Source organism: Avibacterium sp. 21-599, from assembly GCF_026226765.1.
Lineage (GTDB): Bacteria > Pseudomonadota > Gammaproteobacteria > Enterobacterales > Pasteurellaceae > Avibacterium.
In genome coordinates this window covers 288,691-311,903 of the sequence record NZ_JAKKOB010000001.1, presented here as the reverse complement: position 1 = coordinate 311,903, position 23,213 = coordinate 288,691, and the positions used below count along the sequence as shown (strand labels likewise).

At 39.8% G+C, this 23,213-nt stretch carries 27 protein-coding genes; 15 read left to right on the top strand and 12 right to left on the bottom strand.

Annotated features, from left to right (window positions below; all coding sequences use genetic code 11):
* Window positions 1–6 precede the first annotated feature (6 nt).
* From L5B83_RS01540 to fbpC, 3 genes are read left to right on the top strand one after another with little or no spacing between them, the layout of a single operon-like run.
* Window positions 7–1,035, top strand: a complete 1,029-nt coding sequence (locus L5B83_RS01540; protein WP_265777338.1) for an ABC transporter substrate-binding protein — start codon at window positions 7–9, stop codon at window positions 1,033–1,035.
* Between the two features lie 21 nt (window positions 1,036–1,056).
* On the top strand, window positions 1,057–3,114 hold the full coding sequence (locus L5B83_RS01535) for an ABC transporter permease (protein ID WP_265777337.1): 2,058 nt from the start codon (window positions 1,057–1,059) through the stop codon (window positions 3,112–3,114).
* A gap of 13 nt (window positions 3,115–3,127) precedes the next feature.
* On the top strand, window positions 3,128–4,180 hold the full coding sequence (gene fbpC, locus L5B83_RS01530; protein WP_265777336.1) for a ferric ABC transporter ATP-binding protein: 1,053 nt from the start codon (window positions 3,128–3,130) through the stop codon (window positions 4,178–4,180).
* 66 nt (window positions 4,181–4,246) lie between these two features.
* On the opposite strand, the gene rsmC is transcribed toward fbpC, so the two are convergent.
* From rsmC to L5B83_RS01515, 3 genes are all read right to left on the bottom strand, one after another.
* On the bottom strand, window positions 4,247–5,239 hold the full coding sequence (gene rsmC / locus L5B83_RS01525) for a 16S rRNA (guanine(1207)-N(2))-methyltransferase RsmC (protein ID WP_265777335.1): 993 nt from the start codon (window positions 5,237–5,239) through the stop codon (window positions 4,247–4,249).
* Between the two features lie 145 nt (window positions 5,240–5,384).
* Entirely contained in the window at window positions 5,385–5,891 is a 507-nt protein-coding gene (locus tag L5B83_RS01520; protein ID WP_250363566.1) for a DUF2301 domain-containing membrane protein, read from the bottom strand.
* On the bottom strand, window positions 5,884–6,792 hold the full coding sequence (locus L5B83_RS01515) for an AraC family transcriptional regulator (RefSeq protein ID WP_265777334.1): 909 nt from the start codon (window positions 6,790–6,792) through the stop codon (window positions 5,884–5,886). Before L5B83_RS01515 ends, L5B83_RS01520 begins: the two co-directional genes overlap by 8 nt.
* A gap of 153 nt (window positions 6,793–6,945) precedes the next feature.
* Between L5B83_RS01515 and L5B83_RS01510 the strand changes: the two genes are divergently transcribed.
* Entirely contained in the window at window positions 6,946–7,281 is a 336-nt protein-coding gene (locus L5B83_RS01510) for a carboxymuconolactone decarboxylase family protein (RefSeq protein WP_250349506.1), read from the top strand.
* Window positions 7,282–7,328: 47 nt separating this feature from the next.
* Here L5B83_RS01510 and tldD read toward each other — a convergent pair whose 3' ends face one another.
* From tldD to rng, 4 genes are all read right to left on the bottom strand, one after another.
* Window positions 7,329–8,777 (bottom strand): metalloprotease TldD, encoded by a 1,449-nt coding sequence (tldD, locus tag L5B83_RS01505; RefSeq protein WP_265777333.1) that lies wholly within the window; start codon window positions 8,775–8,777, stop codon window positions 7,329–7,331.
* Between the two features lie 74 nt (window positions 8,778–8,851).
* The gene (locus L5B83_RS01500; protein WP_265777332.1) at window positions 8,852–9,205 is read right to left on the bottom strand and encodes a type II toxin-antitoxin system PemK/MazF family toxin; all 354 of its coding nucleotides are present in this window, start codon (window positions 9,203–9,205) and stop codon (window positions 8,852–8,854) included.
* 1 nt (window position 9,206) lies between these two features.
* Complete coding sequence (locus L5B83_RS01495) at window positions 9,207–9,479, bottom strand: AbrB/MazE/SpoVT family DNA-binding domain-containing protein (RefSeq protein WP_265777331.1); 273 nt, start codon at window positions 9,477–9,479, stop codon at window positions 9,207–9,209.
* A 196-nt stretch (window positions 9,480–9,675) separates the two neighbouring features.
* On the bottom strand, window positions 9,676–11,151 hold the full coding sequence (rng, locus tag L5B83_RS01490) for a ribonuclease G (protein ID WP_265777329.1): 1,476 nt from the start codon (window positions 11,149–11,151) through the stop codon (window positions 9,676–9,678).
* 133 nt (window positions 11,152–11,284) lie between these two features.
* Between rng and cmoB the strand changes: the two genes are divergently transcribed.
* The gene (gene cmoB / locus L5B83_RS01485; protein ID WP_265777328.1) at window positions 11,285–12,250 is read left to right on the top strand and encodes a tRNA 5-methoxyuridine(34)/uridine 5-oxyacetic acid(34) synthase CmoB; all 966 of its coding nucleotides are present in this window, start codon (window positions 11,285–11,287) and stop codon (window positions 12,248–12,250) included.
* A 227-nt stretch (window positions 12,251–12,477) separates the two neighbouring features.
* Here the strand turns inward: cmoB and L5B83_RS01480 are convergent, their stop codons facing one another.
* The 3 genes from L5B83_RS01480 to arsC all read right to left on the bottom strand — a co-directional run bounded on the left by L5B83_RS01480 (window position 12,478) and on the right by arsC (window position 13,485).
* The gene (locus tag L5B83_RS01480; RefSeq protein WP_265777327.1) at window positions 12,478–12,771 is read right to left on the bottom strand and encodes a DUF5377 family protein; all 294 of its coding nucleotides are present in this window, start codon (window positions 12,769–12,771) and stop codon (window positions 12,478–12,480) included.
* Window positions 12,743–13,054 carry an alternative ribosome-rescue factor A gene (locus tag L5B83_RS01475; protein ID WP_250349525.1) on the bottom strand — a complete coding sequence of 104 codons (312 nt, stop codon included), beginning with the start codon at window positions 13,052–13,054 and terminating at the stop codon, window positions 12,743–12,745. Before L5B83_RS01475 ends, L5B83_RS01480 begins: the two co-directional genes overlap by 29 nt.
* 80 nt (window positions 13,055–13,134) lie before the next feature.
* Window positions 13,135–13,485: an arsenate reductase (glutaredoxin) gene (gene arsC / locus L5B83_RS01470; protein WP_265777326.1), complete on the bottom strand. Its 351-nt coding sequence runs from the start codon at window positions 13,483–13,485 to the stop codon at window positions 13,135–13,137.
* A gap of 232 nt (window positions 13,486–13,717) precedes the next feature.
* Between arsC and L5B83_RS01465 the strand changes: the two genes are divergently transcribed.
* The 5 genes from L5B83_RS01465 (at window position 13,718) to artM (ending at window position 17,731) form a co-directional block, all read left to right on the top strand.
* A complete protein-coding gene (locus L5B83_RS01465) occupies window positions 13,718–14,785 on the top strand; it encodes an AI-2E family transporter (protein ID WP_250363551.1) in 1,068 nt (355 codons plus the stop codon).
* A 114-nt stretch (window positions 14,786–14,899) separates the two neighbouring features.
* The gene (gene artP / locus L5B83_RS01460) at window positions 14,900–15,637 is read left to right on the top strand and encodes an arginine ABC transporter ATP-binding protein ArtP (protein WP_265777325.1); all 738 of its coding nucleotides are present in this window, start codon (window positions 14,900–14,902) and stop codon (window positions 15,635–15,637) included.
* An 11-nt stretch (window positions 15,638–15,648) separates the two neighbouring features.
* The gene (locus L5B83_RS01455) at window positions 15,649–16,371 is read left to right on the top strand and encodes a lysine/arginine/ornithine ABC transporter substrate-binding protein (protein ID WP_265777324.1); all 723 of its coding nucleotides are present in this window, start codon (window positions 15,649–15,651) and stop codon (window positions 16,369–16,371) included.
* Window positions 16,372–16,376: 5 nt separating this feature from the next.
* Window positions 16,377–17,048 carry an arginine ABC transporter permease ArtQ gene (artQ, locus tag L5B83_RS01450; protein WP_265777323.1) on the top strand — a complete coding sequence of 224 codons (672 nt, stop codon included), beginning with the start codon at window positions 16,377–16,379 and terminating at the stop codon, window positions 17,046–17,048.
* A complete protein-coding gene (gene artM / locus L5B83_RS01445; protein ID WP_265777322.1) occupies window positions 17,048–17,731 on the top strand; it encodes an arginine ABC transporter permease ArtM in 684 nt (227 codons plus the stop codon). The genes artQ and artM overlap by 1 nt, the downstream gene beginning before the upstream one ends.
* 252 nt (window positions 17,732–17,983) lie before the next feature.
* On the opposite strand, the gene grcA is transcribed toward artM, so the two are convergent.
* Window positions 17,984–18,367, bottom strand: coding sequence for an autonomous glycyl radical cofactor GrcA (grcA, locus tag L5B83_RS01440; protein WP_103853427.1), 384 nt, complete (start codon window positions 18,365–18,367; stop codon window positions 17,984–17,986).
* Between the two features lie 282 nt (window positions 18,368–18,649).
* Here grcA and ung point away from each other — a divergent pair, with 282 nt between their 5' ends.
* The 5 genes from ung (at window position 18,650) to pfkA (ending at window position 22,714) form a co-directional block, all read left to right on the top strand.
* On the top strand, window positions 18,650–19,318 hold the full coding sequence (gene ung, locus L5B83_RS01435) for a uracil-DNA glycosylase (protein ID WP_265777320.1): 669 nt from the start codon (window positions 18,650–18,652) through the stop codon (window positions 19,316–19,318).
* Between the two features lie 21 nt (window positions 19,319–19,339).
* Complete coding sequence (yaaA, locus tag L5B83_RS01430) at window positions 19,340–20,116, top strand: peroxide stress protein YaaA (RefSeq protein ID WP_265777319.1); 777 nt, start codon at window positions 19,340–19,342, stop codon at window positions 20,114–20,116.
* A 52-nt stretch (window positions 20,117–20,168) separates the two neighbouring features.
* Window positions 20,169–20,720: a hypothetical protein gene (locus L5B83_RS01425; protein WP_395897875.1), complete on the top strand. Its 552-nt coding sequence runs from the start codon at window positions 20,169–20,171 to the stop codon at window positions 20,718–20,720.
* On the top strand, window positions 20,720–21,634 hold the full coding sequence (locus L5B83_RS01420) for a cation diffusion facilitator family transporter (RefSeq protein WP_265777318.1): 915 nt from the start codon (window positions 20,720–20,722) through the stop codon (window positions 21,632–21,634). Before L5B83_RS01425 ends, L5B83_RS01420 begins: the two co-directional genes overlap by 1 nt.
* Window positions 21,635–21,748: 114 nt before the next feature.
* Window positions 21,749–22,714, top strand: a complete 966-nt coding sequence (gene pfkA / locus L5B83_RS01415; RefSeq protein WP_250349536.1) for a 6-phosphofructokinase — start codon at window positions 21,749–21,751, stop codon at window positions 22,712–22,714.
* A gap of 69 nt (window positions 22,715–22,783) precedes the next feature.
* Here the strand turns inward: pfkA and ndk are convergent, their stop codons facing one another.
* Complete coding sequence (ndk, locus tag L5B83_RS01410) at window positions 22,784–23,209, bottom strand: nucleoside-diphosphate kinase (RefSeq protein WP_265777317.1); 426 nt, start codon at window positions 23,207–23,209, stop codon at window positions 22,784–22,786.
* Window positions 23,210–23,213: the final 4 nt, after the last annotated feature.

Sequence of the window (23,213 nt, the reverse complement as noted above, 5' to 3'; positions counted from 1 at the left end):
TGGGTAATGAAAAAAGTAACGTCCAATCTAATTTTATCTAGTCTATTACTAGCAGGATTAAGTCTTTCTAATCGGGCTTTTGCTGAGGGGCGCTTAGTGGTTTATTGTAGCGCACAAAATATTGTATGCGAAAAAGCGGTGCAAGGATTTTCGCAGAAATACAAGGTAAAAACCTCTTTTATTCGCAATAGCTCTGGCAGCACGCTTGCTAAAATGGAGGCTGAAAAAAATAATCCTCAAGCCGATGTTTGGGTTGGAGGCCCTTTTGATACACACCTCCAAGCGGGAGAGTTGGGCTTAATTGCGCCTTATGATTTTCCAAAACGCAATGAAGTAATGACACAATTCCAAAAACTTGGGAATGGAAAAAGTTCTATTATTTATATGGGGGTTTTAGGTTTTGGCGTTAATACAGAACGTTTGAAAAAACTAGGCATCACAGAAATACCAAAGTGTTGGAAAGACCTATTAGATCCTCGCCTAAAAAATGAAGTGCAAATTGCTGATCCACAAAGCTCTGGCACGGCTTATACGGCAATAGCGACTTTTACACAGCTTTGGGGAGAAGATAAAGCCTTTGATTACCTCAAACAAATCCATCAAAATATTTCACAATATCCAAAAGCAGGGACAGCCCCTTCACGCAACACAGCAAGAGGTGAAACCGCGATTGGTATTGGTTTTTTACAAAATTATTCTTTTGAAAAACAACAAGGTGCGCCAATTGAACTGATCGTACCTTGCGAAGGAACGGGCTATGAGTTAGGGGGTGTAAGTATTATCAAAAATGCACGTAACCTAAAAAATGCACAACGATTTGCTGATTGGGTAATGTCAAAAGAGGCGCAAGAATTATCTTGGAAAGAAGCCCAATCTCATCACGTTGCGACAAACATTAATGCTGAACCTTCACCTTATGCACTTAAACCTGCTGATTTGAATTTGATCGATTATAATTTTGATAAATTTGGTTCAAACGAAACACGTCGTCATCTCATTGACAGATGGGTAAATGAAGTAAAATTGGCGAAATAATAGGTGTTTCACGGAGATGTTATGAAAAAGCTGTCACAGATGTTTAATTGTAGCCTATTTTGGATTTTGCTAGCGCTGTTGGGTTTTATCTGCTTGCCTTCGATGGCATTGTATTATGGCTTAGCAGAATCTACTGCGGATGAAATTTATGAAGCAATGGGCTGGGCAAGCTTTAATTTAAGTTGGTTTTGGTTTGCGTCATTAGCATTCGTACCCATCTTTTCAGCTATTTTCAAAGGAAAAGGCGAACGGCAACAGGGCATTGCCGAATTTATAGCAGTTTTAGTGATTTTCCTGTTCGTATTTATTTCTGCTACCATAGAAAAATTCAATCTCGGCTATGCTATTTTTATTCTAATGTTAAGCCTAATTGCTCTTGCAACTCAAAGTTTAGCAAAAATGAAGGTGATGCAAGGGGATAAATTTATCATCGCCTCACTAATTAGCATTGTCTTGCTGATTTTCTTTTTTATTGTTTATCCCACTTTGGCAATTTTTGTCTCAATGTTTTATGACAATGGGGACTTTGTGCCAAGTCAAGTGATCAGCATTATCGAAAAACCTTATATTATTCGGATTATCGGTAACTCGCTCAGTGTGGCAATCACTGTGGGGATTTTAGCGACATTATTTGGTTTAATTTTCGCCCTTTATACGACACGTATTGCGAAACGCACCGCAGTCATCGGAAAAATTTTCTCCATTTTGCCCATTGTTACCCCGCCTTTCGTGGTAGGGTTAGGCGTAACCTTAATGCTTGGGCGTTCAGGTTATGTAACTGAATTTTTGGTAGAATATTTTGGCTTTAGTAGCAACTGGTTATATGGGTTTACCGGGATTATCATTGCTCATACTCTCGCGCTGACACCTATGGCATTTATGATTTTAGAAGGTGCGCTAAAATCTATTCATCCCTCTATTGAAGAGGCAGCTTACACGCTACGCTCGAATCGCTACCAAGCCTTTTTTAATATTATTTTTCCCCTACTCAAACCTGCACTCGCCAATGCGTTTTTAGTGGTCGCAATCCAATCTTTGGCCGATTTTAGTACCCCACTTGTATTAGGCGGTAGTTTTGATGTGATTTCTTCACAAATTTATTTCTATATTGCAGGTTCACAGTTAGATTATGCTTCAGCGAGTACTTTAGGAAGTCTCTTATTAATTTTTTCCTTAGGTATTTTTATTATCCAATATTTGTGGATAGGTAATCGTTCATACGTTACGGTTTCGGGTAAATCTTATCGTGGCGATGTGCAAGATTTACCAAGTGCGATGAAATTTTTCATTATTTTTACCCTTGCTTTCTGGGTACTGTTTAATGCGGTGTTATATGGCAGTATTTTCTACGGCAGTTTCACAATGAACTGGGGAGTGGATTACACCTTCACCTTTAAACACTATCTCACCTTGTTTGGGCAAGGCTTTAGTGACGGTGCTTGGCCATCACTTATTCATACAGTGATTTTTGCCGCCACCGCCGCCCCTATCACCGCAATTTTTGGTTTGCTGATTGCCTACATTACGGTACGCCGTGATTTTAAAGGAAAGAAAACCCTTGAGTTTTTAACCTTACTTTGTTTTGCCGTTCCCGGAACCGTGGCAGGGGTTTCCTATATTCTTGCCTTTAACAATGCCCCAATTTACCTTACAGGAACGAGCATTATCATTGTACTATCAATGGTTATGCGTAATATGCCTGTGGGGATGCGCGCCGCAGTGGCAGGTTTAGGACAGCTTGATAAATCCCTTGATGAAGCATCACTTTCCTTAAAAGGAAGCTCATTAAAAACCATTTGGTATATTGTCTTTCCATTACTTAAACCCGCCTTATTATCTGCATTAGTAACAAGTTTCGTACGAGCAATGACCACAGTTAGTGCGATCGTATTCTTAGTGACCGCAGATACAAGAGTGGCGACCTCTTATATTTTGAACCGTGTAGAAGATGGTGAATACGGTGTTGCCATTGCTTATGGCTCAATTTTAATCGTAGTAATGATGGCGATTATCTTGTTATTTGATTGGTTAGTGGGCGATACACGCATTGCACGTTCTAAAGCGAAAAAAATGAATTAATTAGGTTGTCAAAATGAAGAATAATGATTTTTTAGTATTAAAAAATGTCACCAAATCCTTTGGTAACGCGGTGGTAATCGATGATCTCAATCTTTCCATAAAACAAGGCTCAATGGTTACCTTACTTGGGCCTTCTGGCTGCGGCAAAACCACCGTGCTGCGCCTTGTAGCGGGGTTGGAAAGCCCAACTTCAGGGCAGATTTTTATTGATGGCGAAGATGTAACCAAATCTTCCATTCAAAACCGTGATATTTGTATCGTGTTTCAATCCTACGCGCTGTTCCCACATATGTCTATTGGCGATAATGTGGGATACGGGTTACGTATGCAAGGCGTCGGATCGGCTGAGCGCAAACAACGTGTTAAAGAAGCGTTGGAATTGGTCGATTTAGCCGGCTTTGAAGATCGTTATGTGGATCAAATCTCGGGCGGTCAGCAGCAACGCGTTGCCTTAGCTCGCGCCCTCGTATTAAAGCCGAAAGTGCTATTATTTGATGAACCACTGAGCAATCTTGATGCGAATTTACGCCGTAGTATGCGTGAAAAAATCCGCGAACTGCAACAACGCCTTGGCATTACCTCCCTTTATGTGACTCACGATCAAAGCGAAGCTTTTGCGGTGTCTGATGAAGTGATCGTAATGCACAAGGGGAAAATTATGCAAAAAGCGTCCGCGAAAGAACTTTATCAACACCCTAACTCATTATTTTTAGCGAATTTTATGGGGGAAAGTAGCATTTTTGACGGAAAACTTGAAAACGGCACAATCACCGTCAATCAATATGCATTTTCCTTACCCAATGTGCAATCTTTCGGTTTAGCAGACGGGGAATGCTTAGTCGGTATTCGCCCTGAAGCGGTACGTCTTTCGCAACAAGGAGAGGCAACACAACGCTGTGAAATTCAAAGTGCGGTGTATATGGGCAATCACTGGGAAATTGTCGCACTATGGGGCGAGAAGCCGTTACTCATTAATTGCCAGCCAGATAGTTTTGATCCCACCATCAGCCAAGCCTATGTGCATTTTGCTGACTATGGCGTGTTCTTACTGAAAAAAGAAATGTAGCGCAAGGAATCACTCGCAAAACCAAAGTGCGGTGGAAAATTTGAAATTTTTCTACCGCACTTTATCTTAATAATAAACAGAATAAACTTTAAATTTATTCGTTTTGGCTAACACTTGGTGCGAACCAAAATGCTGATCCAATAAATCCGCATAAGGTAAGAAAGCATTTGCCACAATGCGCAGCTCTCCCCCTTCGTTTAAATGCCATTTAGCTTGTGAAATAAGTTCTGACACGGCACGAAATGCGGTATCCACCCCATCGTGGAAAGGCGGATTAGAAATGATCAAATCAAATTTTCCTTCAATTTGAGAAAAGACATCACTTGCAAAAATCTCTGCCTGCAAATTATTTTCTAAGAAAGTCCGCTGGGCTGAGGCAACCGCTAAAGCGTGAATGTCCGTCATTGTCAGTGCAACCGTTGGATTATGTTGCTTAATATAGCTCCCGATTACCCCTGCTCCACAGCCCATATCTAGCACACGACCTTTAATTGGGTGATCTAATGTAGAAATCAATAATGCCGTTCCCACATCTAACTCCGTTGCACTAAACACCCCGGGTAAACTGAAAATGGTTAGATCACCCAATTGAGCGTGCTGATAGGATTTCCAATATTTAGCTAAATCAAAGTGCGGTGATTTTTTCAGACAAAAATGATAAAGCCCACAACGTCTTGCACTATCAATCTTGCCAATTTCACCAAACGGAGAAAGTATTTTTTCCGCTGAACGCACACCGCTACGGTTTTCGCCAATAATCAATACTTCTTGCTCAGGTGAGCATTGTGATAAAAGCTGCATTAATTGCAACTGATTTTCTTGTTTGTTTTTTGTCCAGTAATAAACAATAATATCCGCGGTCGGCACAAAATCGACGGAAAAATCCACCGCACTTTTGTTTTTTGCATAATCAAAATACCACGTCCAACAATGCACCGATTTTGCGCTGCTACATAATTGTTGTGGAAAATCATCATTCAACGCCCCAGTAAATAATACATTTCGATTTTCAAATAAAGAAAGATGGCGTTCTAGCACTTGGCTTTCAGGTGAAATCACGGTTTTATCCTATTCATAAAAATATCAATAAAATCCTGCTTTTATAAAAGCAAGAATGAGGTTTCTCAATTCTATAATGCGAAATCAGACAAGACAATCATCTCTTGGCAAATAAAATTTCTCGCTGCTTTGATGTTGCCGACGATTAAATTTGATATTTAGTCTTATCCCCAATATCAAAATGTAATGGCATTCGCCATTTTTGAATGGCAAGCAGTGCAAAAAGTAATGCAGAAATCACTGATAACCCATTGAGAAGTAAGGAATAATTTAAGACTTCCGCAAGCCACAATAAAGCGAGAAAGAGAGGTTGCAAATTTAATCCAAAAATACGAAAACAAAAATACTCTTTAAATGATAACCCACCCAGTGTCAGCAACGCGCCGCCTATTGCTAATTGTGGCATTCCAACTAAATGGCATAACAATGCTGTCCAAGTGGCAAATTGCAATAGAAAACGGATATTTTTCAGATAGATATGCAATGATGAGGCACAACATAACGCCGCACAGAGTAAGCCTAAATAGGCAATTTCTGGAAAATAAGGTAACAGTGCCGTCATTATTGCCGCTAAGACAAAACCGCAACGATAAATGATGACCGTAAAATAATCACACCAATCCATCGGTGATTGAATATGTGGATCAGCCATTCGTTTCTCCTTGTTTACGATATTGATTTGGCGAAATGCCATAATATTGCTTGAAAACGCGACTAAAATAAGCCTCTGACTGATAGCCTATCTCTAAAGCAATAGTCAGAATGTTTTTCTGCGTCGTTTTGAGTAACATTGATGCCTGTTGCATACGAACTTGAGCCAGAAATTTTCCCGGCGTAATCGCCATTTTCTTTTGAAAAACGCGAATAAAATTGGCGCGCGACATATTCGCAATTTTCGCAAGATTTCCCATATTCCAATTCTGCTCAGGCTGCTGCAAAATTGTACGCACCGCGACGGATAAACGTTTATCTTGCAATACAGCAAGTAGCCCCATTTTGCTTTCGTGTTTTTCAATATAATCGCGTAAAATGTAAGAAAACAGCACAGATGAAAGGGCATTAATAATCGATCTGCCAGCAAATTGTGTATCCCCTTCTGCCTCAAAACGGAATAATGCCATAAGTTGTTCAATTGGTGTTTGATATATCGAAAAATGCAAAATATGCGGCAGAATTTTGAATAAAATAGACTGTTTATCATAATAAAACGCCCCACAGAACATTTCAAAATCACTTTTATCTAAGCCATTACTTGCCCGTTGAAATAAGCCATTTTCACGCTTTTCAATTGACGCTGGTGTCTTTTCTGCAAATTGTCGGCTTTGAATATAGTGCAAATCTCCCTCCGGTAAAAAGAAAATATCCCCGGCTTTTAGGAAAATTTTTTCTTTATTTACAATCACTTCACATTCCCCCAGCACGATAATATGGAAAACGCCCATATTTTGTGCCGCACTTGGCTGAACTGATTGCCACTCACCTTGAAATAAACAATGGGTATGAATTTCCCCTTTAATCTGCGCCAACTCAATTAAATGATCTAAAATATCCAATATTTTTACCTCACGATTATTAAGCAATCATCATAAAGTATTTTGTTAGACTTTTTAACCACAAATTGAGATGATTTTACAAGATAGCCCGAATAAATCATCTCATAATAATACAAACTAAACAGAGATGATTTGATTAAATAGGAGTAAACAATGTTTAAAGACTGGAAACAAGAAAAGACCCACGTTAAGCAATCTTTCGGTGAACTTGGTAAAAAATATCCGAAAATGTTACAGGCATACGGTGCATTATCAAGTGCAATGGAAGCCTCAGCACTAGATGCTAAAACACGTGAACTCATCGCCCTTGCTGTTGCTGTTACCACACGTTGCGAAAGTTGCATTGCAGTACACGCAGATGAAGCAGTCAAAGCAGGTGCGACGGAAGAAGAAGTTGCTGCAGCATTAGCCACCGCCATCGCCCTTAACGCGGGTGCAGCTTATACTTATTCATTAAGAGCCTTAGAAGCATTTAACGTTAATAAATAGTCAATAAAAAACCTAGCATAATCGCTAGGTTTTTTACCACAAAGGCGTTAGTTCGTTCCGCCCACCGTAATTTGTTCGATTTTTAATGCGGGCTGACCAACCCCAACAGGGACGCTTTGCCCCTCTTTTCCACATACGCCAATGCCGTGGTCGATTTCTACGCTGTCGGCGACCATTGAAATATTTTGCATCACATCAATACCACTACCAATTAGCGTTGCCCCTTTTACGGGTTTCGTAATTTTGCCATTTTCGATCAAATAAGCTTCCGAAGTTGAGAACACAAATTTTCCTGAAGTGATATCCACTTGCCCTCCACCAAAGTGCGGTGCAAAAATCCCACGATCTACGGAAGCTATAAGATCATCAAATTTACTTTTACCAGCTAGCATATAAGTGTTGGTCATTCTTGGCATAGGTAAATGGGCATAACTTTCACGGCGACCATTGCCCGTAGGGGCAACGCCCATTAAACGCGCATTCATTTTATCTTGCATATAGCCTTGTAAAATCCCCTCTTTAATCAATACGTTACATTGGCTCGGCACCCCCTCATCATCAATGGTGAGCGAACCTCGGCGATTTGGCAGTGTACCATCATCAACAATAGTGCAAAGTGGGGAAGTGACTAATTCACCAATTTTTCCAGTAAACAAAGAGCTTTCTTTTCGATTGAAATCGCCTTCTAAACCGTGTCCGACCGCTTCGTGCAATAGCACACCGGGCCAACCAGCGCCAAGCACAACGGGCATCAATCCAGCGGGGGCTGGAATGGCGTTAAGATTGACTAAGGCTTGACGGACTGCCTCTTTTGCAAACGCTACTGCGCGCATTTCACCGTTATCTATCTCAAAAAACCAATCTAACCCAAAACGCCCCCCACAACCTGCACTACCACGTTCACGCTTGCCATTTTCTTCAACTAATACAGAAATAGACAAACGCACTAAAGGGCGAATATCCGCGGCGAATGTGCCATCTGTTGCGGCAATAAGTACTTCTTCATAAATGGCACTTAAACTAGCGGAAACTTTGGTGACGCGCGGATCAGCCGAACGCGCAGTACGATCCACCAGATGCAATAATTCAATTTTCTTTTCTTTGCTTAGGCTTTCCAGTGGATTAATCGCTGCATAGCGCTGCACCGCAGAAACTGGCGTAAACGGCTGTGGCAAAATAAAACTTTGCTGCATAGGCTGAGCGATGCCTTTCACTGCGTTGGCACATTGTTGTAAACTTGCTAAGTTAATTTGATCGGCATAGGCAAAACCTGTTTTCTCGCCACTCACTGCGCGCACGCCTACCCCGCGATCAATATGAAAACCGCCTTCTTTAATAATACCGTCTTCTAACACCCAGCTTTCATCTTGGCTAAGTTGGAAATATAAATCGGCATAATCAATATTGCGGTGATCCATAAGGTTAAAGACATTTATTAAATCTTGCGTCGCCAACTGGCTTGGTGTAAGTAGGGATTGGGTTACTTTGTTTAGCATTGTTTTCTCGTTTTAAATAAAATCATTAAAAATAAAAAAGCTGTTAGTCAAGTTAACAGCCCTAGATTATCACATTAATCTCTGAGTATGGATTCCACAATATCTTGAACTTCTGACACAATATAATCTGGCACAGATTCTAATTTCTTCGCATCTCGATTTCTAAAATCAATCGTTCTTGTTTGATAAGCCAGAATAATCCCTTGTGTTTTACAGCCTGTACCACTTAAGGTAACGGCAAAGCCATTTTCTCTCGCAATCTCTGCATTCCCTTGTGTAATCGGCGCAATTTTCATAAAACCCAATTGATGAAAAGCACGACTACTCAGCACTAATGCAGGTCTGCGTTCTCCTTGAATTTCTTTGCCAACAGTAGGATTTAAACATACCGAGATAATATCACCACGATCAAAGGGCGATTTTACCATATTAAACTTCACCTCCCACCGGTTCAATTGAATCCCATTCATCGCAAACTGGCAGCGTTTTATGAGAAGTCATTGCGATACGTTCCACAAGGCTTAATCTTTTTTTCTTTATCTTGCTTGGATTGGGTAATACAACAACCTTGATGGTTTTTTCATCAACTTGTGCAAATTCCAACATATCTCCTGCGTTTAAATTCATTGCAGCGACAAAATCCTTTGGCAAACGAATGGCTTTACTATTTCCCCAGTGTTTGATTTCAACTTTGATGTTCATTGCTTTACTCACTTTCACAAAACATTCAATGTATCATCAAATGATACGTTGATAATTTACGCGAGTTTCGTAAATCGTGCAAGAAGGGAATGCAGATTCCGCTGGACTTATAGCGAAAAAATTCGTAAAAAAAGACCGCACTTTACTCTGCCTTAATCTACCTTGCAAGCAAAGTGCGGTGCTTTTTAGTGAAGTTTTACATTACCACAACATCAAATTGTTCCTGATGGTAAAAAACCTCGGTCTTAATTTGAATTTGTTTACCCAAAAAGACTTCTAATTCTGCAATTAATCCGTGGCTTTCTTCATTAATTAAATAGTCTGCAACTGCTCTTGAGGCATATACGACAAATTTTTCGCTATCAAAAAGATGATGCACGCGGATAATTTCACGCATAATTTCGTAGCAAATAGTTTCTACGGTTTTCACTCGTCCACGTCCGCTACATTCGGGACATTCATCACATAAAACGTGTTCTAAGCTCTCACGAGTTCGTTTGCGTGTCATTTCCACTAAACCGAGCTGGGTAAAGCCATTTACACTGGTTTTGACACGATCTTTCGCTAAGGCTTCTTGCAACGATTCTAATACACGAATTTGATGCTCTTCTGACTGCATATCAATAAAATCAATGATGATAATGCCCCCCAGATTGCGCAGTTGAAGCTGTTGGGCGATCGCTTTAGTTGCTTCAATATTGGTATTAAAAATCGTTTCTTCAAGGTTACGATGCCCTACGAATGCCCCCGTATTAATATCAATGGTGGTCATTGCTTCCGTTTGCTCAATGATAAGATAACCGCCCGATTTCAAATTAACGCGCTTATCTAATGCGGTATGAATGGCATTTTCTACCCCATACACATCAAATAGTGGTTGATTACCAGAATGAAGTACTAATTTTTCTGTTAAACTCGGGATAAATTCTTCGGTAAATTCTTTCACTTCATTAAAACAAAGATTAGAATCAATGCGGATTTTTTCTAAATCAACACCGATAAAGTCGCGCAAAATACGTTGCGGAAGCGCAAGTTCGCCATAAAGCATTGAACGTGTTGGATATTTTGCACGGCGTTCCATTACTTTACGCCATAAGCGTTTTAAAAATTCTGCATCTTGTAAAAGTTCTTCTTCCTTTGCGCCTTCCGCCGCGGTACGGATAATAAAACCACCTAATTCATCACAAAAAGGCAATACCAGATCTTTTAATCGCGCACGTTCCTCTTCACTTTCAATACGTTGCGACACCCCAACGTGGCTGTTTTCTGGCATAAACACGAGGTAGCGAGAGGGCAGAGTAATATCCGTAGTCAGTCTTGCTCCTTTTGTGCCAAGGGGATCTTTCACCACCTGCACCACAATATCTTGCCCTTCACGCACTAGCTCTGCAATATCTTTCACGATAAACTGTTTTTTCTCGTTTTCATCCACACATTCTGTGTGTGAAACAATGTCAGAGGCGTGCAAAAAGGCTGCCTTCTCCAAACCAATATCCACAAAAGCGGATTGCATTCCCGGCAATACTCGGGTTACACGACCTTTATAAATATTGCCAACAATGCCACGTTTAGCTTGCCGTTCTATATGTACTTCTTTCAAGATTCCTGTATCTACAAGGGCAATACGCGTTTCACTCGGCGTTACATTAACTAATAATTCTACGGTTTCCATATTAATCTTGTTTGCTTGTTTTTCTGTTGGCTAGTCTAACGAAAAGGGAAATAGAATAACAGTACCAAATCAGGTAAAATATGACCTTTCTCAAATTTTAACCTTTTCTTTTGGAATGTTCCGTTTATAAATTATGATCGATTTTCGTCCTTTTTACCAACAAATTGCCACAAGCCCACTTTCAGCTTGGCTTGAAACGCTCCCCGCTCAACTTAAACAATGGGAAAAACAAACCCACGGCGATTATACCAAGTGGGCAAAAATTGTGGATTTTCTACCTGATTTACACGCCAACCAAATTAATTTAAAAAGTGCGGTGCAATCTGAGGGCGATTTTGAACTTAGCGCAGGCGAGCGTCAGCGCATTGTGTATCATCTTAAGCAATTAATGCCTTGGCGCAAAGGGCCTTATCACCTTTTTGGTATTCATATTGATTGCGAATGGCGTTCTGATTTCAAATGGGATCGCGTGCTACCTCACCTTGCACCATTAAAAGATCGCTTAATTTTAGATGTGGGCTGTGGCAGCGGCTATCATATGTGGCGAATGCTAGGTGAAGGTGCCAAAATGGTGGTAGGCATTGATCCAACAGAACTCTTTTTATGCCAATTTGAGGCCGTGCGTAAATTGTTAAATAATGATCGCCGAGCCAATTTAATTCCCCTTGGTATTGAACAAATGCAACCTTTAGGGGTATTTGATACCGTGTTTTCAATGGGGGTGTTGTATCATCGCAAATCCCCTTTTGAGCATTTCGCTCAATTGAAAAATCAGCTAAGGGCAGGTGGGGAATTAGTACTTGAAACGTTAGTCATTGATGGTGATGAAAAAACCGTACTTGTACCGCAAGATCGTTACGCAAAAATGAAAAACGTCTATTTTATTCCTTCTGTCAATGCTTTGATTTTATGGCTAGAAAAGAGTGGATTTCACAATGTGCGTTGTGTTGATGTGGCTGTAACCCGCCTTGAAGAACAACGTAAAACCGAATGGCTAGAAAACGAAAGCCTGATTGATTTCCTTGATCCACAAGATCACAGCAAAACGATTGAAGGCTATCCTGCCCCAAAAAGAGCGGTGATTTTGGCGAATAAATAATGAATGAAAAAGCACCGCACTTTGATAAGTAATGACAGCTTGAACATCACTATAATAATGCAGGTACAATAAAGCGGTATCTGAAAATTTTGGCCATCTCGTCTGTATTGAATACATAATTATTGAAAGGAGCATTGTTTTATTGCGGGATAACAATAAAACAATGTTCTAGATGGAATTAAATAAATTTGAGTATTGGTACTGGTGATGATTTCTATTTAGGCGATTTAAGATGTAATTCCAAGATTGCCTATTTTTACCCCTAAAAATCCTAGCGCTACGGGATCAAGGTATTCGCCTAAAAATTTGAATAATTCGCTTAATTCGGTGAAAGTGCGATTAATGTTTACTTGATCTTCTACTTTGCGTGTAAATTCATAGGTGATATGTTCGCCTTCAATATGGGCATCAAGGGTGATATAAATTTTCTCAAAAAAATGACTGTGGGCGCCTTCTTCACCGGGATCGCTAATGCGTACGTTCCATTCGTTGCTAAATAAACATTCTGTTCTGATTGACATAATGACTTCCTCTATTTGCTATTTTTGTTAAGAAAAACCCGATTATAAAATCTCTGTTGCCAAAAACTTGATAATCGGGCTTTTCAATATATTTCCCTTGATGTTTTGCCTTACGCTGATAGCTGCCTTTGCCTTTTCGTTTCTTTTCAATGCGTTGGCGAAATAATTTATCGGATAATAATGCCTGAATGGCGTTATCTCGAATTGTCCCTTTGTTATGCTGATAGGTGGTGCAACCTTGCACCTCAGCAACGGGCGCAAAAGATTTTTTCTTTTTCATCATTGCCTCTTAATAAATAAAATGGGTAAAAATAATGCCCGCTCAATGATTATGGCGGAGCGGGCGTTATTATAGCGAAGAAATTATAAAATTGCTAAAACACTTTCTGGTGGGCGACCAATCTTTGCTTTTTCTCCATTGACTACAATCGGACGTTCAAGCAAGGCGGAATGCTGTGCGATTGCTTCAAGTAACTGCGTTTCCGTAACGGTGTGTGAATCCAAATGCAATGTGCGGTATAACTCATCTTTCGTTCTCATCATTTCTCGCACACTGTTTAGCTGTAACTTTTGTGCTAATTGCTGCAAGAAATCAACGGAATATTGCTTTTCTAAATAAAGCTCAATTTCCGGCTCAATGCCCTGCTGTTGTAATAATGCAAGGGTTTCGCGACTTTTTGAACAACGTGGGTTGTGATAAATTTTGACGGTCATAGAAAATTCCTTTTATTAGGGGCTGTTGAGAATTCATTTGGGGCTGTATTAGATTAGCACACTTTTTGCTGTCGCTCTTATCAAGGAAAGCATTCTTGATTTTGAACGCCACTGCAATTGTGCTAATTTTAAACGATAACTCAAATGTACAATAAATTATCAACAGCCCCTAATATAAATCCCCCTGATTTTACCTTATAATCGGCACAAATTCTCACTGAAAGGAGGCTTTATGTTAGAAATGTTGAAAAATTGGTACAAACGCCGATTTAGTGATCCGCAGGCGATGGCATTACTTGCCATTTTGCTGTTTGGTTTTATCGCCATTTATTTTTTTAGTGATTTACTTGCGCCGTTGTTGGTGGCGATCGTATTGGCTTATTTGTTGGAAATGCCTATTCGCGTGTTAAATGAAAAACTCAAATTCCCTCGCTTACTGGCAACCCTTCTTGTGCTTGGTGGCTTTATTAGCATTGTGCTGATTATTGCGCTGGTACTCATTCCCACCTTAGTGAATCAAACGATTAATTTGTTCAGTGAATTACCACATATGTTTAATTCCCTTAACGATTGGCTACTTTCTTTGCCGGAACATTATCCTGAAGTGGTGGATTATCAAATGATCGACAGCTTTTTCACCAGTGTGAAAAGCAAAATTTTAGGCTTTGGCGAATCGGCGCTCAAACTTTCAATTTCTTCTATTATCAGCCTTGTTAGCTTGGGCATCTATGCTTTCCTTGTACCATTAATGGTATTTTTCTTATTAAAGGATAAACAAGAATTACTCACTTATATCAGCGGATTTTTACCTCGCAATCGCAAACTGGCTGATGAAGTATGGCAAGAAATGCAAAAACAAATTGCCAATTATATTCGTGGCAAAATTATTGAAATTCTTGTCGTTGGTGTGATTACTTATGCAATCTTCCTCTTTTTTGATCTGCGTTATGCCTTATTGCTTGCTGTTACCGTGGGGCTTTCTGTCCTTGTGCCTTATGTGGGGGCGGTGTTAGTGAGTATTCCGGTAGCTTTAGTGGCGATGTCGCAATTTGGTATTACGCCGACTTTTTGGTCATTAATCGCTGCTTATGTGGTAAGTCAAATTTTAGATGGAAACCTGCTTGTGCCATTTTTATTTTCTGAAGCGGTAAACCTCAATCCACTGACTATCATTGTTGCCGTACTTATTTTTGGTGGATTATGGGGCTTCTGGGGCGTGTTTTTTGCGATCCCCCTTGCTACTTTAGTCAAAGCAGTGGTGCATTCTTGGCCTTCTGATGAAAGTGCGGGACAAAGTTAAGCGAATTTTCCCCTTAAAACAAAAGTGCGGTGAAAATTTTTAACTTTTTATTTGCATACTTATGCAAAAAATATTAATATTATTTCAACTTTGAATGTAGAGCTAACAACAAAAATGACCATTAGTGTAAAAAATCTCAATTTTTTCTACGGTTCATCACAAGCCCTGTTTGACATTAATTTAACGGCGGAAGATGGTGATACCGTGGTTTTATTAGGGCCAAGTGGTGCAGGAAAAAGTACACTGATTCGTACTTTAAACCTACTAGAAGTGCCAAAATCAGGCGAACTCGTTATTGCCAATAATAAATTTGATCTTTCTGCGGCAAGGGCAAACCCAAAACAAATGCGTCAATTACGCCAAGATGTGGGGATGGTATTTCAGCAGTACAATTTATGGCCACATTTAAGCGTGATTGAAAATTTGATTGAAGCCCCCGTAAAAGTGCTAGGTTTGGATAAAGAAACCGCGAAAAAACAAGCGCTTGAATTGCTTGCCCGTTTACGCTTGGAAGAATTTGCTGAGCGCTTTCCATTACACCTTTCTGGCGGGCAACAACAGCGTGTGGCGATTGCACGTGCATTAATGATGAAACCACAGGTTTTATTATTTGATGAACCTACGGCAGCGCTAGATCCTGAAATCACCGCGCAAGTGGTGTCAATTATTCAGGAACTGCAACAAACAGGCATTACTCAAGTGATCGTAACGCACGAAGTTTCTGTGGCACAGAAAGTTGCAACCAAAGTGGTGTATATGGAAAAAGGTCATATCATTGAAATGGGCGATGCAAGCTGTTTCACCCAACCGAAAACGGAACAATTTAAACAATACTTATCTCATTCACATTAAGGAATTACACAATGAAAAAATTACTTTTAGCTACACTTTTAGCAAGTTCAGCCGCAATGGTGCAAGCACAAGATATTACCTTTGCAATGGAACCGAGCTATCCACCCTTTGAATTAACTAATGAAAAAGGCGAAATTGTGGGCTTTGATGTCGATATTGCTAACGCAATTTGTAAAGAAATTGAAGCCACTTGCCATTTTAAAAGCCAAGCTTTTGATGCGTTAATTCCAAGTCTAATTAAAGGACGTGGGTTTGATGCAGCAATTTCCGCCATTGATATTACGGAAGCACGCGCTAAGCAAGTGGCATTTAGCCAGCCTTACTATGAAAGCTCTGCAAGCTTTATCGCGGTGAAAGGGAAAGCAGATTTAGCCACAGCGAAAACCGTTGGCGTGCAAAATGGGACAACTTATCAACAATATGCCAATGCTGAGGCAAAACAATACACAACAAAATCTTACGCAAGCTTGCAAGATGCGGTTTTAGACTTAAAAAATGGACGTATTGATTTGATCTTCGGTGATACCGATGTATTGCGTGATATGTTCGAGAAAAATCCAGAGTTAACTTTTGTGGGCGAGCGTGTTACGGATAAGCGTTACTTTAACAATGGTTTAGGTATCGCCGTAAATAAATCTAACACAGCTTTAGTGGAAAGTTTAAACAAAGGTATCGAAGCCATTAAAGCAAACGGTGAATACCAAAAAATTTACGACAAATGGATGACTAAATAATCGCTATGTTTGTGGATTATCTTCCTTTAATGTACACCGCAACCCTAATGACCTTAGGGTTAGCGGTGTGTTCTTTATTCTTCGGGCTGATTTTATCACTCATTTTTGTTAGCTTAGAAATGAGCAAATGGCAATCTGTGCGTAAACCGAGTGCTATTGTGATCACGTTATTGCGCGGCTTACCTGAAATTCTCGTGGTGTTCTTAATTTATTTTGGTATTCCCGAAGTTTTGGAATTAATCACAGGAAAATATTTAGAACTTAGCCCGTTCTTTTGTGGCGTGCTTGCACTTTCTATCATTTTTGCTGCTTATGCTTCACAGTCTCTGCGTGGGGCAATTAAAGCAATTCCATTAGGACAATGGGAATCGGGCGCTGCCCTTGGTTTAAGCCGTGGTTACACCTTTTTGCATATCATTATGCCACAAGTTTGGCGACACGCCTTACCGGGGTTGAGTAATCAATGGTTAGTGCTATTGAAAGATACTGCCTTAGTTTCATTAATTGGGGTACACGATTTAATGCGTCAAGCTGAATTGATCAACACAAGAACACACGAACCGTTCACTTGGTATGGCTTTGCCGCATTGATGTATTTAGTGATTACGCTAATCAGCCAAGTGCTAATCCGCAAGCTTGAATGGCGCTTCACCCGTTTTGAAAGAGGAGTGGAATAATGATTCACGATTATTTCATCACCATCGCACAAGGCATTCCAACAAGCTTATTGCTTACCATTTCGGCCCTCTTTTTGGCGTTTATTTTAGCCATTGCATTGACCTTTATTCTTGCTATGGAAAATAAACTATTAAAAAGTGCGGTAAATATTTTCCTCACTTTATTCACCGGCACACCGCTATTAGTGCAATTTTTCTTAATTTATTACGGCCCCGGACAATTCCAATGGATCGTAGAAAGCCCAGCTTGGGCGCTATTGTCTAATGCGTGGTTTTGTGCAATGCTCACACTTGCTTTAAACAGTGCGGCTTATTCTACACAGTTATTTTATGGCGCAGTCAAAGCGATTTCCAAAGGGCAGTGGGAAAGTTGTGCGGCACTTGGATTAACTCGTTGGCAAACTCTCAAAATTTTAATTCCTTATGCCTTAAAACGTGCTTTGCCCTCTTACAGCAATGAAATCATTTTGGTGTTTAAAGGCACGTCTCTTGCGTCAACCATTACCATTTTGGATATTATGGGTTACGCAAGACAACTTTACGGCACAGAATATGATGCACTCACTATTTATGGAATTGCAGGTGTTATCTACCTTGCCATCACAGGCATTGCGACATTATTATTACGCAAGTTAGAAAACAAAGTGCTAGTATTTGAAAGATTAGAAGTGGAGCGTTCTTAGCGTGGAAATATCGCCAATGCATAACATTTCTCACTAGAAGAACATTTTAAAATCTCCCGTATCTGTTTTACTTTTGAATAAAAATTTTGTGGAGATAAATAATTTTATCTCAACAAAGTTTTTTGGGGAAAGGGATAAAAAGATTTTTTATTCCCTTGAGTTTTTTGAAAATTATTTGAAAGTAATACAGTTAGAAAAAAATCGCCCTAAAGTATAGGGCGATTTTTTGCGTCTAAACTACAATCAGATAAATTATAAACTTTCAGTGAAAGTACGAGTAATTACATCACGTTGTTGTTCTGGTGTTAATGAATTAAAACGTACTGCATAACCAGAAACACGGATTGTTAATTGTGGGTATTTTTCAGGGTTTTTAACCGCATCTTCTAATGTTTCACGACGTAAAACGTTTACGTTTAAATGCTGACCGCCTTCTACTTTTACAGTTGGAGCAACATCAACAGGTAATTCACGATATTCGATTTGACCTAATTCGCTGACTGCTACGATTTGATCTTCTGTGAAATCACCTTTTGCACATAAACAACGTGCTTCACCTTTTTCACTGTCTAATAGCCAAAATGAGTTTAAAAGATTGTCATTGGCAGCTTGAGTGATTTGAATACCTTTAATCATAAGAACTCCTAAATTTGTTTGTTAATTAATCATAAGTTGGTAGGGATTTTATCAAAAAATTTGACCAATTCAATTATTTTGATATGGATCAGATTGAATTTGCCAAACAAAAATAGTGAAATTGATATACATCAAAAATAAAATGAAATCATGATTTTAAATTTAACATTTAATTAACATTTATTTAAAGAATGGTTAAATAATTAAATCAAAATAGAGGCTGTTAATTTGGGGGGAGGTTATTTATAATCTCATTCTAAGTTTAACGCTGAGGAAAACAAAATGAAAACGTGGAAAGATGTGATTGGTGGCGAGAAAAGCCAGCCTTATTTTCAGCAAATTTTACAGCAAATCCAGCGTGAAAAAGCGGTGGGTAAAATTGTGTATCCGCCAACGAATGAGATTTTCAATGCTTTCAAATTAACCGAATTTGATCAAGTGAAAGTGGTGATTTTAGGGCAAGACCCTTACCACGGTCCAAATCAAGCGCACGGGCTATCTTTTTCGGTGAAGCCCGGTGTTGCGCCTCCCCCTTCGTTAGTGAATATTTATAAAGAATTAGCCAATGATGTGGGCTTTCAAATTCCTCAGCACGGCTATTTAGTTAGCTGGGCGGAACAAGGCGTGCTATTATTGAACACGGTTTTAACGGTGGAACAAGGCAAAGCCCATTCCCATTCAAACTTTGGTTGGGAAACCTTTACTGATCGTGTTATTTCAGCCTTGAATGAACAGCGAGAAAATCTTGTGTTTCTCTTATGGGGCAGTCACGCACAGAAAAAGGGGCAGTTTATTGATCGACAAAAACACTGTGTTCTCACAGCACCCCATCCCTCACCTTTATCGGCACATCGTGGTTTTTTTGGCTGTAAGCATTTTTCTCAAGCGAATGCCTATTTACAACAACATCAATTATCGCCAATTGAATGGCAGCTCCCCTTAATGGTTTAGCATATTTATAAGGATTTCATTATGTTAGCAATTATCTCTCCCGCTAAAACCCTTGATTTTGAAAGTGCGGTAGAAAAATTTGACGTTTCTCAGCCTGATTTAACGCAATATAGCGAACAGCTTATTGATATTTGTCGCCAGCTTGCACCAAATGAGGTGGCGTCTTTAATGTCAATTAGCGATAAATTAGCCGCATTGAATGTGGCTCGTTTTGCCCAATGGGATAAGGTTCACCACGAACAAAACTCACGCCCGGCGATTCTTGCTTTCAAAGGCGATGTGTACACGGGGTTAGATGCAGAACATTTATCTCGTGAGGATATTTTATTCGCGCAACAGCATTTGAGAATGTTGTCAGGCTTATATGGTTTGTTACGCCCTTTAGATTTAATGCAGCCTTACCGTTTAGAAATGGGAACGAAATTAGCCAACCCGAAAGGCAAAGATTTATATCATTTTTGGGGTAATATTATCACGACGACGCTACAACACGCGTTAGATCAACAAGGGGATAATGTGTTGATTAATCTTGCTTCGGATGAGTACTATAAATCCGTCAACGAAAGTGAATTGAATGCACATATTGTGAAACCAGTTTTTTTAGACAATAAAAATGGGAAATATAAAGTCATCAGCTTTTATGCGAAAAAAGCGCGCGGTTTGATGTGTCGCTACCTCATTCAAAATCGGCTCACCCAAGTAGAACAATTAAAAGCGTTCGATCTCGCAGGTTACTGGTTTGATGCCACTTCATCAACAGAAAAGGAATTCGTGTTTAAACGCGATTTGAGTGAATAAAATGAAAGCGCTAATTCAATGGATTAAGGAAAAGAGAAGTGCGGTAAAAAAAATGGGTATTTTTTTCACCGCGCTGAGTATTACGGCGTGCAGCATTTCCCCGCAGCTTGCTGTGTCAGAAGCGATTAATCACGGAGGGCAAACTTATTATCTTGCTTCGCAGCAGGATCTCGGTACGATTGCACGCTATGTTTATGTCCCAAAAGGTGAAACTGCTGAGCAATGGCACAGTGCCATTGAGCTGTTGCAAGACCGCAATAAGGATAAGCTTTCTTTAGCCGATCGCATTGCCTTGCGTAAACGTGTTTATCGTAATACTGGCGTGCAACATTTTGATATTTACACAAGAAAAAATGAACTTTTTGCTTTTGTGATTTATGATCCTAGCGCACAAAATCCAGATTGGCAGGTAAATGTGGCGCGGGGTAAAAACATTCCATTTTGTGGGTTTGTACAATATCAATATTCTGTGAAAATTGCCAAGGATCGCAAATTGATGAATATGGCGCATCGCAGAGTAATTCGTTATTTGAAAAAATATATTGTTGATAAAGAAATGCAAAAATTAAACCGTACCCCTTTCGCTTGGAGCTGTAATAGTTAATGCAAGAAGTCTATTCCAAACAGGTGAAGCGGGCAGCAAACTGTGCGATTTTCACCGCGTTGCTATTAATTTTAGTGAAAGGCTTCGCGTGGTGGAAAACGGATTCTGTCAGTATGCTGGCTTCTATTACAGATTCGACACTAGATTTATTAGCCTCTTTTATGAATATGCTGATCTTGCGTTTTGCTTTAATGCCAGCAGATCATAATCATTCTTTTGGACACGGCAAAGCAGAATCTCTCGCCTCACTTATTCAAAGTGCGTTTATTTCAGGCAGTGCGATTTTCCTTTTATTACAAGGTATTTACCGTTTAACCTCAGCACAGCCGTTAAATCAAACCGCTCTCGGCATTATGGTAACGCTGTTTTCCATTGTGGCAACATTGTTACTGGTACTTTATCAAAGCCATATTATAAAACAAACGGATAGCCCCGCGATTAAGGCGGATCGTTTGCACTATCAAACAGATTTACTAATGAATATGGCGATTTTATGTTCTTTAGGCTTGAGCTTATGGGGCGTACTGTGGGCGGATGCAGTGTTTGCTATTTTTATTGCGTTATATATTTTATTGAATGCAGCAAAAATGTTTTACAATGCCATTCAGTTGTTGCTCGATCAAGCTTTACCCCCAGCAGAAATTGAGCAAATTGAACAGGTTATCCGATCACAACCGAATATTTTAGGCTTTCACGATTTGCGTACTCGTCGCTCAGGGGCGATTCGTTTTATTCAATTCCATTTAGAATTAGATGATCATCTTTCTTTTGTGGAAGCGCATCAAATTACCGATCATCTTGAACAACGTTTACGCCAGTGTTTCCCACAGGTGGATATTGTGATTCATCACGAACCGACCAGTGTGGTACAAATAGAACAGGCGCAAGCTGATAGCTTACAGCAAAATAATTAGACCTAAATCAAAATGTGATAGAATTCACGAAATTTTTCTAGAGCGGATTTGGTGAATAGTGTAAGCTACGCACAGTTTTTATATTATTAACGTTGAATAAAGGTATTGACTATTATGATTAAAAAAATTGCCGTATTAACCAGTGGTGGTGATGCACCGGGAATGAATGCTGCGATCCGTGGCGTCGTTCGTTCAGCCTTAGGAGAAGGTTTAGAAGTGTATGGTATCTATGATGGTTACCACGGGTTGTATAACAATAAAATTAAGCAATTAACGCGTTATAGCGTATCCGATGTGATTAACCGCGGGGGAACTTTCTTGGGATCAGCACGTTTCCCTGAATTTAAGAAACCTGAAGTACGGGCAAAATGTGCGGAAATTTTACGCTCACACGGTATTGATGCCTTAGTCGTGATTGGGGGAGATGGTTCCTATATGGGAGCAAAATTGCTCACCGAAGAACACGGTTTCCCTTGTGTAGGTATCCCGGGGACGATTGATAATGATGTGGCAGGAACAGACTACACCATCGGTTATCAAACCGCATTAGAAACGGCGGTAACAGCGATTGACCGCTTGCGTGATACTTCAAGCTCTCACCAACGTATTTCAATCGTAGAAATTATGGGTAGACATTGTAGTGATCTGACTATTTCGGCAGGGATTGCTGGTGGTTGTGAATATATTGTGGCTTCTGAGGTGGAATTTAACCGTGAAGAGCTTATTCAACAAATTGAACGCAGTATCATCAAAGGAAAACGTCACGCGATTATTGCAATTACAGAATTAATCTGTGATGTGAATGAACTTGCCAAAGAAATTGAAGCACGCGTTAAACACGAAACGCGTGCAACAGTATTAGGTCATATTCAACGTGGTGGTACACCTTGTGCGTTTGACCGTATTTTAGCTTCTCGTATGGGTGTTTATGCGGTAGATCTGTTATTACAAGGTAAAGGCGGTTACTGCGTAGGTATTCAAAATGAGCAGCTTGTGCATCACGATATTATTGATGCGATCAATAATATGCGCCGTGAATTTAAAGCGGACTGGTTGAAAATGGCGGCACGTTTGGATTAATTTCCTCAATTTTATCCATATAAAAAGAGCCAATTTTTATTGGCTCTTTTGCGTTTTGAAATAACAAAATTATTCTGCTCTCGAGCAAATTTCCCCCTCGACAAAGAAATAGGCAATTTCACGGGCAGCGCTTTCAGGGCTATCAGAACCGTGTACGCAGTTTTGTTGTTGGCTAAGTGCAAATTGCTTACGTATTGTCCCTTCTTCTGCTTTTTCTGGATCTGTTGCCCCCATTAAAGTGCGGTAATTTTTAATCGCATTTTCTTTTTCTAGTACGGAAACCACCACAGGGGCGGAAGTCATATAATCGACTAAATCAGTAAAAAATGGTTTGCCTTGATGTTCTGCGTAAAACCCTTCTGCTTGTGTTTGGGTTAAATGTACCATTTTCATTGCAATGATGCGGAAACCTTCACTTTCTAAACGGTTAAGAATTTTACCAATTAAGTTACGTTCTACCGCATCCGGTTTAATGATAGATAATGTACGTTCCATCTTT